This window comes from Pseudomonas sp. AL10 (assembly GCF_029960685.1).
GTDB classification, from domain to species: Bacteria; Pseudomonadota; Gammaproteobacteria; order Pseudomonadales; family Pseudomonadaceae; genus Aquipseudomonas; species Aquipseudomonas lactis.
Window position 1 is genome coordinate 8,099 of sequence record NZ_JASBQZ010000018.1, and the last position, 15,163, is coordinate 23,261.

Annotated in this window: 14 protein-coding genes; 3 read left to right on the forward strand and 11 right to left on the reverse strand. The window is 61.2% G+C overall.

The window, feature by feature from the left end:
- On the forward strand, positions 1-777 hold a 777-nt coding region (locus QK296_RS17470; RefSeq protein ID WP_282391127.1), incomplete at its 5' end, for a M10 family metallopeptidase C-terminal domain-containing protein.
- Between the two features lie 110 nt (positions 778-887).
- Here the strand turns inward: QK296_RS17470 and QK296_RS17475 are convergent.
- The 9 genes from QK296_RS17475 to gcl form a co-directional block, all read right to left on the reverse strand.
- Positions 888-2,093, reverse strand: a complete 1,206-nt coding sequence (locus QK296_RS17475) for an MFS transporter (protein ID WP_057711605.1) — start codon at positions 2,091-2,093, stop codon at positions 888-890.
- Between the two features lie 582 nt (positions 2,094-2,675).
- On the reverse strand, positions 2,676-3,677 hold the full coding sequence (locus QK296_RS17480) for a sulfate ABC transporter substrate-binding protein (RefSeq protein ID WP_169855549.1): 1,002 nt from the start codon (positions 3,675-3,677) through the stop codon (positions 2,676-2,678).
- A 94-nt stretch (positions 3,678-3,771) separates the two neighbouring features.
- A complete protein-coding gene (locus QK296_RS17485) occupies positions 3,772-4,596 on the reverse strand; it encodes an ion transporter (protein WP_003189978.1) in 825 nt (274 codons plus the stop codon).
- Between the two features lie 31 nt (positions 4,597-4,627).
- Positions 4,628-5,503, reverse strand: a complete 876-nt coding sequence (locus tag QK296_RS17490) for an urea transporter (RefSeq protein WP_034135174.1) — start codon at positions 5,501-5,503, stop codon at positions 4,628-4,630.
- 131 nt (positions 5,504-5,634) lie between these two features.
- Positions 5,635-7,050, reverse strand: coding sequence for a pyruvate kinase (pyk, locus tag QK296_RS17495; RefSeq protein ID WP_057711602.1), 1,416 nt, complete (start codon positions 7,048-7,050; stop codon positions 5,635-5,637).
- Positions 7,040-8,320 (reverse strand): glycerate kinase, encoded by a 1,281-nt coding sequence (locus tag QK296_RS17500; RefSeq protein ID WP_003189983.1) that lies wholly within the window; start codon positions 8,318-8,320, stop codon positions 7,040-7,042. The genes pyk and QK296_RS17500 overlap by 11 nt, the downstream gene beginning before the upstream one ends.
- A 176-nt stretch (positions 8,321-8,496) precedes the next feature.
- Positions 8,497-9,387 (reverse strand): 2-hydroxy-3-oxopropionate reductase, encoded by an 891-nt coding sequence (locus QK296_RS17505; protein WP_094774993.1) that lies wholly within the window; start codon positions 9,385-9,387, stop codon positions 8,497-8,499.
- Between the two features lie 69 nt (positions 9,388-9,456).
- Positions 9,457-10,239, reverse strand: a complete 783-nt coding sequence (gene hyi / locus QK296_RS17510) for a hydroxypyruvate isomerase (RefSeq protein WP_003189985.1) — start codon at positions 10,237-10,239, stop codon at positions 9,457-9,459.
- A gap of 10 nt (positions 10,240-10,249) precedes the next feature.
- The gene (gcl, locus tag QK296_RS17515) at positions 10,250-12,025 is read right to left on the reverse strand and encodes a glyoxylate carboligase (protein WP_003189987.1); all 1,776 of its coding nucleotides are present in this window, start codon (positions 12,023-12,025) and stop codon (positions 10,250-10,252) included.
- 256 nt (positions 12,026-12,281) lie between these two features.
- Here gcl and QK296_RS17520 point away from each other — a divergent pair, with 256 nt between their 5' ends.
- A complete protein-coding gene (locus QK296_RS17520) occupies positions 12,282-12,722 on the forward strand; it encodes a heme-binding protein (RefSeq protein WP_003189988.1) in 441 nt (146 codons plus the stop codon).
- A gap of 110 nt (positions 12,723-12,832) precedes the next feature.
- Here the strand turns inward: QK296_RS17520 and QK296_RS17525 are convergent, their stop codons facing one another.
- The gene (locus tag QK296_RS17525) at positions 12,833-13,291 is read right to left on the reverse strand and encodes a transposase (RefSeq protein ID WP_094774996.1); all 459 of its coding nucleotides are present in this window, start codon (positions 13,289-13,291) and stop codon (positions 12,833-12,835) included.
- Between the two features lie 204 nt (positions 13,292-13,495).
- Positions 13,496-14,101: a TetR/AcrR family transcriptional regulator gene (locus tag QK296_RS17530; RefSeq protein ID WP_003189991.1), complete on the reverse strand. Its 606-nt coding sequence runs from the start codon at positions 14,099-14,101 to the stop codon at positions 13,496-13,498.
- A gap of 134 nt (positions 14,102-14,235) precedes the next feature.
- On the opposite strand from QK296_RS17530, the gene QK296_RS17535 reads away from it, so the two are divergent.
- Entirely contained in the window at positions 14,236-15,150 is a 915-nt protein-coding gene (locus QK296_RS17535; RefSeq protein ID WP_282391128.1) for a DUF808 domain-containing protein, read from the forward strand.
- Positions 15,151-15,163: the final 13 nt, after the last annotated feature.

Genomic DNA, 15,163 nt, shown 5'->3' on the forward strand with positions numbered 1-15,163 from the left:
GGCACCAAGCAGCCAGTGGTAGATCAGCCCAAGCCAGAAGGCACCAAGCAGCCAGTGGTAGATCAGCCCAAGCCAGAAGGCACCAAGCAGCCAGTCGTTGACCGGCCCAGGCCAGGCGGCGACCCCCGGACCGATGACACCACCTACGGATTCAATTCAAATACTGGCAAGCGGGAAACCACCCTGACGTCCGCGTCCGATAAGCCAGAGTTCAACATCTGGGATGAGCGTGGGAACGATACGTTTGATTTCTCTGGCTTCAAGCAGGATCAAATCATCAACTTGCGTGGCGGTGCGTTTTCCAGTGTAGGAGGGATGAGGGAAAACGTTCGCATCGGTGAGAAGACGGTGATCGAAAATGCCGTGGGTGGCCACGGTAACGACCGCATCATAGGTAACAGTGCCGATAACGTGCTTACCGGTGGCGCGGGAGCCGATACGTTGGTGGGCGGCGGCGGCTGGAATACCTTCAAGTTCAATGCCTTTAGTGATTCAACCCGCGCCAATGCCGACTTGCTGTTGGACTTCAACACAGGGCAAGACAAGATCGACCTCTCGCAGATGGCGCTCGACGGCAAGGTATCGTTGAACTTCGTCGATAACTACACGGGGAAGGCGGGCGACACCATCATCAAGTTTAACCCGCTGTCTGGCCGTTATTTACTGGCGATAGACTTGGACGGAGATGGCAAGACCGACTTCCTGATCAAGAGTACCCGAATGATCAGTCCGGAAGATGTCATAGGGCTCAACATTAAAGATGGCGGTTATCTTTGAGGGTTTGATCCACTGTACTAAGTAAGGCTGGGCGGGACTTATTCAACGGTTGATTAAGTCCCGCCCCTTTTTGCGTTGTGAAACCCCGTGATGTGCGGCTCAAGGGCCTGTCAGGGCGCGTGGAGGGCGGCCGACGAGGCTTTACGTGACACAGTCCAAAAGCGCAACAGAGCGACCAGTGCAAACGCACTGCCCACCAGCATTACACCCAACCAGCCGCCGTGTTCATACACGCTGCTGGCAATCGCCGAACCGAATGCTCCGCCAATGAAGATGCTGGTCATGTACAGCGCGTTCAGACGGCTGCGGCTGTGGGCGTCGAGGGCGTAGATGGCGCGTTGGCCGAGGACCATGTTCATCTGCACGCAGAAATCCAGGACCACCCCGGTGATTGCCAGGCCGATCACGCTGTAGAGCGGGTGCACCAACGCCGGCAGGAAGCTCAGCGCACCAAACAGCATCGCCAGCAGCGAGGCGCGGTGGGTATGGCCGGCATCGGCCAGGCGACCGGCCATGGGTGCAGCGATGGCACCGAGGGCACCGACCAGGGCAAACAGTGCGATTTCGCTTTGGCTCAGGCCGTGGTTACGTGCCAGTTCCAATGGCACGGCGGTCCAGAACAGGCTGAAGGCGGCGAACATGCAACCCTGGTAGAACGCCCGCTGGCGCAACAGTGGTTGCTCACGCAGCAGAGTGCCCAGGGAGCGCAGCAACTGGCCGTAGCTGGCACTGTGATCGGGTTGGCGCTTGGGGATGGTCAGCATCAGCACCACGCTGATAAACGCCATCAGCGCCGCGGCCGCCATGAACATCGCCCGCCAGCCGAAGTGGTCGGCCACCACGCTCGACACCGGCCGTGCCAGCAGGATGCCCAGCAGCAGGCCGCCCATGATACTGCCGACCACCCGGCCACGAGACTCGGCCGGCGCCAGGTGTGCGGCCAGCGGAATCAGGATCTGCACCGAGACGGAACTGAAACCGATCAGTAACGACACCAGCAGGAACAGGTTCGGCTGTTCGATAAACGCCGCACCCAACAGGCTGGCGATCGCCACGACGGTGGTGGCAATCATCAGCTTGCGGTTTTCCAGCAGGTCGCCCAGGGGCACCAGAAAGAACAGGCCCAGGGCATAGCCGATTTGCGTGAGGGACACGATCAGGCTGGCCATTGCCGGCGTCAGGCCAATGTCTGGGGCAATCAGCTCGATGATCGGTTGCGCGTAGTAGATGTTGGCGACGATGGCGCCGCAGCAAAACGCGAACAGCATGACCATGCCCCGGGTCATGGTGCCAGCAGCGGGAGAGGTTGCGTTCATGGTGTACTCATAAAGGCGAAGGACGATGAGGTGGGGAGAGTAAAGACAAGGCCTGCAAGTGAGTAGGTTGCTTGTGGTGATATCACTTATGTCGGCTGATGATACATTCAGACACATCTGCTTCGCGCAAAAAAGTGGGAGCTGGCTTGCCTGCGATGACAGCCTGGCAGCCGCCCCCTATCTACCTGACACCCCACGATCCAACTGTGGGAGCGGGCTTGCTCGCGAAGGTGGTCTGGCAGGCGACACAGTTGGACCGGGTACATATCCGTTATTTAGGTAACGGCCACTTAGGGTTCCGCCCTGACGGCGGCTCACCCGGCGTCCTGCCGGGTTACCCACGAATTCAAGCCTGCGTTCGGCCAGTGTGGTTTAACGGGGCGCCTAAGATCAAAAGCCAGATCAAGATCAAGAGCGGCTCGCTTCGCATCGTGGTTAGCGTTGGCTGCTGCAACCTACAAAGTTGTGTAGATACCTATGCTGCGATGGCGGGGGATCAGCCGCTCATGTGCAAGCTGACTCGCCGTCATCGCAGGCAAGCCAGCTCCCACAGGTTTGACCGAGTTGATTCAGTCAGATGGGTTATTGGCCAGAGTAGATCTGGTCGAACACGCCGCCATCATTGAAGTGGGTCTTTTGCACCGTGCGCCAGTCGCCGAAGGTCTTCTCCACCGACAGGAAGTCCACCTTCGGGAACCGGTCGGTGTACTTGGCCAGTACCTTCGGGTCCCGTGGGCGCAGGTAATTGTTGGCCGCAATTTCCTGGCCTTCGGGCGACCACAGATACTTGAGGTAGTCCTCGGCCGCAGCACGGGTGCCTTTTTTCTCGACCACTTTATCCACCACTGACACCGGCGGTTCGGCTTCGGCGGAGACGCTTGGGTAGACCACTTCGAACTGATCACGGCCAAATTCACGGGCGATCATTTCGGCTTCGTTTTCAAAGGTCACCAGCACGTCGCCAATCTGGTTGGTCATGAAGGTGGTGGTGGCGGCGCGGCCACCGGTGTCCAGTACTGGCGCTTGCTTGAACAACTTGCCAACGAAGGTCTTGGCCTTATCTTCATCGCCACCGTTCTTCAACACGTAGCCCCAGGCCGAGAGGTATGTGTAGCGGCCGTTACCCGAGGTTTTCGGGTTGGGGACGATTACCTGCACGCCGTCCTTGAGCAGGTCGGGCCAGTCTTTCAACGCCTTGGGGTTGCCTTTGCGCACGATAAACACCGTGGCGGAGGTGAACGGCGCACTGTTGTTCGGCAAGCGCGTTACCCAGTTGTCCGGCACCAGTTTGCCGTTGTCGACCAAGGCATTGATGTCGGTGGCCATGTTCATGGTGATCACGTCGGCGGGCAGGCCGTCGATCACCGAGCGCGCTTGTTTGCTGGAGCCGCCGAAGGACATCTGCAATGTCAGCTTGTCGTCTGGGTGCTCGGCTGCCCAGTGCTTCTGGAAGGCGGCGTTGTAGTCCTTGTAGAAATCGCGCATCACGTCGTAGGAGACGTTGAGCAGGGTGGTCGCTGCCTGGGCGGAGCCCGCCAGGGCCAGGCCGGCGGCCAGTAGGGAGGCGCTGAGGATTTTTTTCACTGCTCATTCCTTGTTGTTCGAGAAGAGGGGAGGCAATTTGCCAGCGACTATAGCCGGGCCCGCATAGAGCTTTAAAGATTAAAAAGAACTTTGCTTATTCCAGTTTGCGAAACAGATTGCTGCCACAGCGCGCGCAAAATGCGGCGTTGGGTTCATGGCTGTCCTTCTTGCACGCTGGGCATTCAGTGTGCAGCTGTTCGCCGCGCATGGCACTGGCCAGCTCGGCGGTAAAAATACCTGTTGGCACGGCGATGATCGAGTAACCGGTGATCATCACCAGCGACGAAATCACCTGGCCCAAGGGCGTCTTGGGCACGATATCGCCGAAGCCCACGGTAGTCAGGGTGACGATGGCCCAGTAGATGCCCTTGGGAATACTGGTGAAGCCATGTTCCGGGCCTTCGATCACGTACATCAAGGTGCCGAACACCGTCACCAGGGTGCACACGCTGACCAGGAACACCACGATCTTCTGCTTGCTGCCGCGCAGCGCGGCCATCAGGTAGTTGGCCTGCTTGAGGTACGGGCTGAGCTTGAGCACGCGGAAGATACGCAGCATGCGGATGATGCGGATGATCAGCAGATACTGGGCGTCGCTGTAGTACAGCGCGAGGATGCCGGGGACGATGGCGAGCAGGTCCACCAAGCCATAAAAACTGAAGGCATAGCGCAGCGGCTTGGGCGAGCAATACAGGCGCAGGCCGTACTCGATGGCGAAGATCAGCGTGAAGCCCCACTCGATATAGGCCAGCACGTCGGCGTAGTTCTGATGGATTGTGTCGATGCTGTCGAGCATCACGATCACCAGGCTGGCGAGGATGATCAGCAGCAGGATGCCGTCAAAGCGCCGCCCGGCGACGGTGTCGCTTTGGAACACCATGATGTAGAGGCGCTGGCGCCAGTCGTTGTTGCTGTCCATAAACCCTGCCTGAAACGAATATCGAGCAAGCCTAGGGCGATTCGAACGGGCTGTCCATGTGAGGCTTGTGCAGCATTCGCTGACCGGCGCGCACCAGCCAGCACGCGAGGATAAACGGCGCGGTCAGCGCGGGCAGGTGTAGGCCGGCAAAGCCCGGGGTGAGCAGGATGGCCAGGCCAATGCCCAGCAGTGGCAACCAGGGCTGGCGACGTGACGAGCACAGGGCCAGGGCGGCCAGCGCGGGGTTATAACTGTGCAGGCCGAGCAGGGCGCCAGTGGGGTCATTCAGCCACCAGCCGGCCAGCATGCCGAGAGTGGCGCCGCCCAAGGCCCACGCGGCGGCGCGGCGGTCGGCCAGCAGCAAGCCCAGGGCGATCAGTACACCCGCCAGGGGCTGGTCCAGCAGCATGATTTGCCCAAGGCCGGCGAAGGGCGCGGCCACTACAGCGACAGTGTCGGGCTCGATCAGTGCAAGGGTGTTTTCAGGACTCTGGCCGAGCAGCAACCAACCCAGACCCACAAAGGGCGCGGTATAGGCCGGTAAATCCTGGGGCTGGGTCGCGTGTTTCAACCAGTGCCGGGTGAGGATGGCACTCAAGCCGCCGCACGCCAGGATCAGCGGCGGCACCAGCGCCGACCAGGCAAAGTGCTGGCTGATCAACAGGCCCAGCAGTACGCCGTTGTAACTATACAGCCCGGCCTGGCGCTCGGCCTTGGGATACCCCCGGCGCTGGGCCGTGAGCAACCCTGCGACTCCCCCCAGCAAGGCCCCGCCAAGCAAGGCCGGGGCGCCGATCAGAATCGCCAGCAGACACAGCAGTCCGCACAGCGGATGGCGCTGCAGGAAGATTTGGCTGAAGCCGTTGAGCAGGGCTTCGGCCCAGTCGGGGCAGGTTGGGTTGTGCATTTGGGTTGAGTCAATAAGACCGAGTTGCCCTCATCGCAGGCAAGCCAGCTCCCACATTTGATTGATGTTCGACATGCAAACTCGATCAAATGTGGGAGCCGGGCTTGCCCGCGATGAGGCCCTGACAGGCGCTAAATCAGCGTCTCTATGCGCAGCGAGTTGGTCGACCCCGGCTGCCCGAACGGCACCCCCGCGGTAATCACCAAGGTATCGCCACGCTGCGCCATGCCCTGGGCCTGGGCAATTTCCAGCGCGGTGGAACACACCTCATCCACCTGGCGCAGCCGATCATTGACCACCGAGTGCACGCCCCACGCCACGCTCAGGCGTCGCGCCGTGGACAAGTTGGGCGTGAGGTTGAGGATCGGCGCAACCGGCCGTTCCCGCGCCGCGCGTAAGCTGGAACTGCCGGACTCGCTGTAGTTCACCAGCACCGCCACCGGCAGGATGCTGCTGATGCGGCGGATCGCACAGCTGATGGCGTCCGACACCGTGGCATCCGCCTTGGGCCGGCTGACATCCAGCTGCGCCTGGTAGTCCGGGCCGTTTTCCACTTGGCGGATGATCTTGCTCATCATCTGCACCGCTTCCAGCGGGTACTCGCCCGAGGCGGTTTCCGCTGACAGCATCACCGCATCTGCACCTTCGGCCACCGCGTTGGCGACATCGGTGACTTCGGCGCGGGTGGGTGCCGGCGAGAAGCGCATGGATTCGAGCATCTGCGTGGCCACCACCACCGGCTTACCCAGTTGGCGGCAGGTGCTGATGATGTCTTTCTGGATCTGCGGCACGCTCTCGGCCGGCACTTCCACACCCAAATCACCCCGGGCCACCATGATCGCGTCGCTCAGTTCGGCGATTTCTTGCAGCCGCTGCACCGCCGAAGGTTTCTCGATCTTGGCCATCAGAAACGCTTTATCGCCGATCAGTTCGCGGGCTTCGCGAATGTCTTCCGGGCGCTGCACAAACGACAGCGCCACCCAGTCCACACCCAGCTCCAGGCCGAAGCTCAGGTCGCGACGGTCCTTGGCGGTGAGTGGGCTCAGTTCCAACAGCGCTTGTGGGACGTTCACACCTTTGCGGTCAGACAGTTCGCCGCCATTGAGCACGGTGGTGTCGATGGCGTCGGCATGCTTGGTGATCACGCGCAGGCGCAGCTTGCCGTCGTCGAGCAGCAGGTCCATGCCCGGCTCCAGGGCCGCGATGATTTCCGGGTGGGGCAGGTTGACCCGGCGTTGGTCGCCCAGGGTTTCATCCAGGTCCAGGCGCAGGGCCTGGCCGCGCACCAGTTGCACCTTGCCCTCGGCAAAGCGTCCCACCCGCAGCTTCGGCCCTTGCAGGTCCATGAGGATACCGAGCGGGTAGTTGAGCTGGCGCTCGACCTGGCGAATCCACTGGTAGCGCTGGGCATGGTCGGCGTGGTCGCCGTGGCTGAAGTTGAGGCGGAAGATATTCACCCCGGCCTCCACCAGCTCAAGGATGTCGTCGATACCGTCGGTGGCCGGGCCCAGGGTGGCGAGGATTTTGACCTTCTTGTCAGGCGTCATGGTTGGCAGTCTCAAGGATCAGGATGGCGCGCAAGTCGTTGACGTTGGTGCGCGTCGGCTCGGTGACGATCAAGTCGCCCAGGGCGGCGAAATAGCCGTAGCCGTTGTTGTTGTCCAGCTCATCACTGGCCGACAAGCCCAGGGCTTCGGCACGGCGGTAGCTGCAGGGGGTCATGATCGCGCCGGCGTTGTCTTCTGAACCGTCGATGCCATCGGTATCGCCGGCCAGGGCGTACACGCCGGGCAGGCCCTTGAGGCTGTCGGTGAGGCTCAAGAGGAATTCCGCATTGCGCCCGCCACGGCCGTCGCCGCGTACGGTGACGGTGGTTTCGCCCCCCGAAAGAATCACGCACGGCGCCGCCAATGGCTGGCCGTGCTGCACGATCTGCCGGGCGATGCCGGCGTGTACCTTGGCCACATCGCGGGCTTCGCCTTCAAGGTCACCGAGGATCAGCGGGCTGAAACCGGACTGGCGTACTTTGACCGCCACCGCTTCAAGCGATTGCTGCGGGCGGGCGATCAATTGGAAGTGGCTGCGAGCAAGCACCGGGTCGCCGGGCTTGACGGTTTCCGAGGCGGGGTTGTTAAGCCAACTGCGCACCGAAGCGGGGGCGTCGATGTGGTAGCGCTTGAGGATCGCCAGGGCCTGTTGCGAGGTGCTCGGGTCGCCGACCGTCGGGCCCGAGGCAATCACCGTGGCCTGGTCACCCGGCACGTCGGAGATCGCGTAGGTGTACACCGTGGCCGGCCACGCGGCCTTGGCCAAGCGCCCGCCCTTGATCGCCGAGAGGTGCTTGCGCACGCAATTCATCTCGCCAATGGTGGCGCCGGATTTAAGCAGGGCTTTGTTGATGGCTTGCTTGTCCGCCAGGGTGATGCCCTCGGCGGGCAGGGCGAGTAGTGCCGAGCCACCGCCGGAGAGCAGGAAGATCACGCGGTCGTTTTCGCCCAGATGGCTGATCAGTTCCAGCACGCGCTGGGCCACGGCAAGGCCGGCTGCATCCGGAACCGGGTGGGCGGCTTCGACTACTTCGATTTTTTTGCATGGCGCGCCGTGGCCATAGCGGGTGACCACCAGGCCCGAGACTTCGCCCTGCCAACAGTCTTCGACAACCAGCGCCATGGCGGCCGCGGCTTTGCCGGCGCCGATCACGATCACACGGCCACTGCGGTCGGCAGGCAGGTAGGGTTCGAGGACTTGCCGGGGGTGGGCGGCGTCGATGGCTGTGGCAAACAGCTCGCGAAGCAGGTGTTGCGGATCGACCGACATAAGCGGGCTCCCGGGGGATTCTTGTTATTAGAGGTGCAGCGATCGTTCCCACGCTCTGCGATCGTTCCCACGCTCTGCGTGGGAATGCAGTCCGGGACGCTCTGCGCCCAAAGCGTGACGCGAAGCGTCACAAGAGGCATTCCCACGCGGAACGTGGGAACGATCAGCGGTGTGGGTTATTTATCGCGAATCGAGAAGTTCGCCATATGCTCCAGGCCCTTGATCAGTGCCGAGTGGTCCCAGTTGCCGCCGCCAATTGCGGTGCAGGTGCTGAACACTTGCTGGGTGCCGGCGGTGTTCGGCAGGTTGATCCCCAGTTCCTTGGCGCCGGCCAATGCCAGGTTCAGGTCCTTCTGGTGCAGGTTGATGCGGAAACCCGGGTCGAAGGTGCCCTTGATCATGCGCTCGCCGTGCACTTCCAGGATCTTGGACGATGCAAAGCCACCCATCAGCGCTTCACGCACCTTGGCTGGGTCGGCGCCGTTTTTGGAGGCGAACAACAACGCTTCGGCCACCGCCTGGATGTTCAGGGCAACGATGATCTGGTTGGCCACCTTGGCGGTCTGGCCATCGCCATTGCCGCCCACCAGGGTGATGTTCTTGCCCATGCTCTGGAACAGCGGCAGTGCGCGTTCAAAAGTCTGCGGCTCGCCGCCGACCATGATGCTCAAGGTGCCGGCCTTGGCGCCGACTTCACCACCGGACACCGGGGCGTCCAGGTACTGCGCGCCGGCCTGGTTGACCTTGGCGGCGAACGCTTTGGTGGCGGTCGGGGAGATCGAGCTCATGTCGATTACCACCTTCTTCGGTGACAGGCCCGCAGCCACGCCGTCGGCGCGAAACAGCACGTCATCGACTTGTGGGGTGTCGGGCACCATGACGATGATGAACTCGGCTTCCTGGGCCACTTGTTGCGGGTTGGCCAGGGCCACGGCGCCGGCGCTGATCAGTTCAGCCGGTGCCTTGCCGTGATGTTCGGAGAGAAACAGTTGATGGCCTGCTTTCTGCAGGTTGGCGGCCATGGGTTGGCCCATGATGCCGGTGCCGATAAATCCGATTTTAGCCATGATCAAAATCCTCTTTTAATGTGGGAGCTGGCTTGCCAGCTCCCACATTGTTTGGTGTCGTGTCTGTTGTCAGATGGCGTTATGGGTCTTGAGCCAACCCAAACCCGCCTCGGTGGTGGTCAACGGCTTGTACTCACAGCCGACCCAACCCGCGTAACCAATGCGGTCCAGATGCTCGAACAGGAAGCGGTAGTTGATCTCACCGGTCCCTGGCTCGTTGCGCCCTGGGTTGTCCGCCAGTTGGATGTGGTTGATCTCGCCCAGGTGCGTCGCCATGGTCCGCGCCAGGTCGCCTTCCATGATTTGCATGTGGTAGATGTCGTATTGCAGGAACAGGTTGGCGCTGCCCACTTGCTCGCGAATCGACAGGGCCTGCGCCGTGTTGTTGAGGTAGAAGCCCGGAATGTCGCGGGTGTTGATCATCTCCATCACCAGCTTGATACCCGCTGCCTGCAGCTTTTCGGCGGCGTACTTGAGGTTGGCGACGAAGGTCTTTTCTACGGTCTCGTCATCAACGCCTTGTGGCCGGATACCCGCCAGGCAGTTGACCTGGGTGTTGCCCAATACCTGGGCATAGGCGATAGCCAGCTTGACCCCGGCACGGAACTCCTCGACCCGGTCCGGGTGGCAAGCCAGGCCGCGTTCGCCCTTGGCCCAGTCACCGGCTGGCAGGTTGAACAGCACCTGGGTCAGGCCGTTGGCGTCCAGCTGCGCCTTGATGTCGGCAGAGCTGAATTCATACGGGAACAGGTACTCCACGCCTTGGAAACCGGCATCGGCAGCCGCTTTGAAGCGAGCAAGGAAATCCTGTTCGGTAAACAGCATGGACAGGTTGGCAGCAAAGCGCGGCATAGGGTTCTCCTTAATCGAGCAGGGAAATGGCAGTCGGCGCATCGTTGCCGACCAGGGCCAGATCTTCGAATTCATTGACGGCGTTGATCTCGGTGCCCATGGAAATATTGGTCACCCGTTCCAGAATAATCTCAACGATCACCGGCACCTTGAATTCTTCGATCATCTCTTGGGCGCGGCGCAAGGCCGGTTGGATCTGGCCTGGCTCGAACACACGCAGCGCCTTGCAGCCCAGGCCCTCGGCAACCGCCACATGGTCGACGCCATAGCCGTTGAGTTCCGGGGCGTTGAGGTTGTCGAAGGACAGCTGCACGCAGTAGTCCATCTCGAACCCACGCTGGGCTTGGCGGATCAGGCCCAGGTAAGAGTTGTTTACCACCACGTGGATGTACGGCAGCTTGAACTGCGCGCCCACCGCCAGTTCTTCGATCATGAACTGGAAGTCATAGTCGCCCGACAAGGCCACCACTTTGCGGCTCGGGTCGGCCTTGACCACGCCCAGCGCTGCCGGAATGGTCCAGCCCAATGGGCCGGCTTGGCCGCAGTTGATCCAGTGACGTGGCTTGTACACATGCAGAAATTGCGCGCCGGCAATCTGCGACAGGCCGATGGTGCTGACGTAGCAGGTGTCTTTGCCGAACACCTGGTTCATCTCTTCGTACACGCGCTGCGGCTTGACCGGCACGTTGTCGAAGTGAGTCTTGCGGTGCAGGGTGGCCTTGCGCTGTTGGCAGTCATGCAACCAGGCACTGCGGTCCTTGAGCTTGCCGGCGGCTTTCCACTCGCGGGCCACTTCGATGAACATTGTCAGCGCGGAGCCGGCGTCGGAAACGATGCCCAGGTCCGGCGTGAACACGCGGCCAATCTGGGTCGGCTCGATGTCGACGTGAATGAATTTACGGCCCTCGGTGTACACCTCGACCGAACCGGTGTGACGGTTGGCCCAGCGGTTGCCGATGCCCAGCACCACGTCCGACTTGAGCATCGTGGCGTTGCCGTAGCGGTGCGAGGTTTGCAGGCCGACCATGCCCACCATCAGCGGGTGGTCGTCCGGGATCGTGCCCCAACCCATCAGGGTCGGGATCACCGGGATGCCGGTCAACTCAGCGAACTCCACCAGCAACTCGCTGGCGTCGGCGTTGATCACGCCGCCACCGCTCACCAGCAGTGGGCGTTCGGCTGCATCGAGCAGGGCCAGGGCTTTTTCCACCTGCACACGGGTCGCCAGCGGCTTGGCCAGAGGCAGCGGCTGGTAGGCGTCGATGTCGAATTCGATCTCGGCCATCTGTACGTCGAACGGCAGGTCGATCAGCACCGGGCCCGGGCGGCCGGAGCGCATTTCATAGAAGGCTTTCTGGAACGCGTAAGGCACTTGGCCGGGTTCCAGCACCGTGGTTGCCCACTTGGTCACCGGTTTGACGATGCTGGTGATGTCCACGGCCTGGAAGTCTTCCTTGTGCATCCGGGCGCGAGGGGCTTGGCCGGTGATGCACAGGATCGGGATCGAGTCGGCCGAGGCGCTGTACAGGCCGGTGACCATGTCGGTACCTGCCGGGCCGGATGTGCCGATGCACACGCCGATATTGCCGGCCTTGGTGCGGGTGTAGCCCTCGGCCATGTGCGAGGCGCCTTCAACGTGGCGAGCAAGGACGTGATCGATGCCACCCACCTTCTGCAAGGCCGAATACAGCGGGTTGATCGCGGCGCCTGGGATGCCGAAGGCGGTATCCACACCTTCACGGCGCATCACCAGGACGGCGGCTTCGATTGCTCTCATTTTGCTCATGGTTTTGGTGCCTCTTGCGTTTTGTAATTGTATACAAGTGGTGTCTGTCCAAAGTGTATTCACGGCGAGCGGCGTTGGTCAATGCCTTTCGTAAACTGACCTTTGCATTCGTCGGAAGCGCTTTTTTCGACGTATGGAGCCTTTGTTGGAAAATATTGTATACAAAAACAAATATCATTGTGTTCTATTTGTGTGATCGAGCATCTGATCAAACAGACCTCACCGCGTTACCCATAACAAGATAAGGACGGCACCTATGAGCGCTTTAACCTTGAAACTCGCCACCCAACTGGCCACCCAGGCCCTCACCGCAGGCCGCACCATTTCGGCTGCGCCACTGACCATCGCCGTGCTCGACAGCGGCGGCCACCTGGTCGCCCTGCAGCGCGAAGACGGCGCCAGCCTGCTACGCCCGCAAATCGCCATCGGCAAGGCCTGGGGCGCCATCGCCCTGGGCAAGGGTTCACGTTTGCTGGCGCTGGACGCCCAACAGCGCCCGGCGTTTATCGCGGCGTTGAACAGCCTGGGGCAGGGCAGCGTCGTGCCGGCGCCGGGTGGGGTGTTGATTCGGGATCAGAGCGGCATGGTGCTGGGCGCAATCGGAATCAGCGGGGACACGTCCGATATTGACGAGCAGTGTGCGATCACGGCGATAGAGGGAGTGGGGTTGATGGCGGATGCGGGGGTGTCGGCTTGAATCTGGGCTGATGGATAGGGCCTCTTCGCGAGCAAGCCCGCTCCCACAGGTGAATGCATTCCAAATGTGGGAGCGGGCTTGCTCGCGAAAGGGGCGCCTCGGTCTTGACCCTATACCCAAACAGCATCCCACAGCGGATAGTCGCCAATCCGCTTCACCAGCCCAGCTCTCAGCGGGTTAGCAACCACATACCTGGCCATTTTCACCAAGTCATCGTCCTTGCGCAGAGCCCGGTCATGAAAGCTGGTTTGCCATAGCCGCCCCTTGCGGCCAGTAGCACCGTTTACGCTCCGGGTACTTTTGGATTTCACCTGACACATCAGATCTCCCAGCGAACCTTGTTGCAGTTCGATCAGCCAGTGGAAGTGGTCGGGCATCACCACCCAAGCCAGAGAATGTGCCAGCCCTTGGTATTGGGCGAGTCTGAATTGCCAGACGACCAAGCGACCCAGATGAAAGTCATTGAACATCGGCACACGTTCATGAGTGTTGGTGGTGATCAGATAGATGCGGTTGGACTCGCTGAATCTGCCGATACGCAGGCGGTGCGATGTAGCTCGATCAGGCATTCCTTGGCCTCTCTTCAGATGGGGTTCTGAGAGGCTAGATCTCGGTGGCTGAGGCTGTTCTGTGAGCTTTTGGCAGGATGTTTCTGGGAGGGCGCTATCGCGGGCAGCCCGCTCCCACAGGGGCTTTGCGGTGTTCATACATAGTGTGTACGACGCTGGACGATGTGGGAGCTGGCTTGCCTGCGATAGCCTCTGCGCGGTCTATCAATCCGGCTCACACCCCTTGAGCACCAACCGAATAATCGTCTGCGCCGCCGCCTCATAATCGGCTTCATCCAGCTTGGCCTTGCCGGTCACTGCCGAGATCTGCCAGTCGAAATCGGCATAGGTCTGGGTGGCTGCCCAGATGCTGAACATCAGGTGGTTGGGGTCTATCGCTGCGATCAGGCCACGGTCAACCCAGCTCTGGATGCAGTCGATATTGTGCTTGGCCTGGGCATTGAGCTGTTCAACCTGGTCGGCGCTCAGGTGTGGGGCGCCGTGCATGATTTCGCTGGCGAACACCTTGGAGGCGAACGGCAGGTCGCGGGAGATGCGGATTTTGGAGCGGATGTAGTTGCTCAACACCTCCTTGGGCTCACCGTCGGGATTGAACGGCGTAGAGGCGGCCAGGATCGGCTCGATAATGCTTTCGAGCACCTCGCGGTAGAGGTTGTCCTTGGACTTGAAGTAGTAATAGACGTTGGGCTTGGGCAGCCCGGCCTTGGCGGCGATGTCGCTGGTTTTGGTCGCGGCGAAGCCCTTGTCGGCAAACTCCTCGCTCGCCGCCCGCAGGATTTTTTCTTTGTTGCGCTCGCGAATGCTGCTCATAAACCAGACGTTTCCTTGCCATGACAGGCGGTTGCGCATGGTAGCACCGGCCATCCGCAGGCCTCAACAATCTGCCCACAAGGCCTTGCGCCGCGTTATGCTCGCGCCATCTCTCTCTAATGGAAGTCCGGTTCATGGCAGGAAGCAGCTTGTTGGTGTTGATCGACGATATCGCCGCGGTACTCGATGACGTCGCGCTGATGACAAAAATGGCCGCCAAGAAGACATCGGGCGTGCTCGGCGATGACCTTGCGCTGAATGCCCAGCAGGTCTCCGGCGTGCGCGCCGAGCGGGAAATCCCCGTGGTGTGGGCGGTGGCCAAGGGCTCGTTTATCAACAAATTGATCCTGGTGCCGATGGCCCTGTTGATCAGCGCCTTTGCACCCTGGGCGGTGATACCGCTGTTGATGCTCGGCGGCGCCTATCTGTGTTTCGAGGGCTTCGAAAAACTCGCCCACAAATTCTTGCACAGCAAGGCAGAAGACCAGGCCGAACACGCACAATTGACTGAGGCGGTAGCCGACCCGGCAACCGATCTGGTGGCGTTCGAGAAGGACAAGATCAAGGGCGCGATCCGTACCGACTTTATTCTGTCGGCCGAAATCATTGCCATCACCCTCGGCATCGTCGCCGACGCGCAGCTCACGCAGCAGGTGATCGTGCTGTCGGGTATCGCCATTGTCATGACCATCGGCGTATATGGATTGGTGGCCGGTATCGTCAAGCTCGACGACCTGGGGCTGTGGTTGACGCAGAAGCCGGGTCAGGTGGCGCGAAGTATTGGCGGCGCGATCCTGAGCGCGGCCCCCTACATGATGAAGAGCCTGTCAGTGATCGGCACCGCGGCGATGTTCATGGTCGGTGGCGGCATCCTCACCCATGGCGTGCCTGCGGTGCATCATTGGATCGAAACCGTGAGCCAGAGCACCGGCGCGTTCGCGTGGCTGATGCCGACGCTGCTTAATGCGGTAGCGGGGATCATTGCCGGCGCTGTCGTCCTTGCAGTGGTCAGCGTGGCAGGTAAAGGTTGGAAAGCACTGCGAGGGTGAAACCGCAGGCATA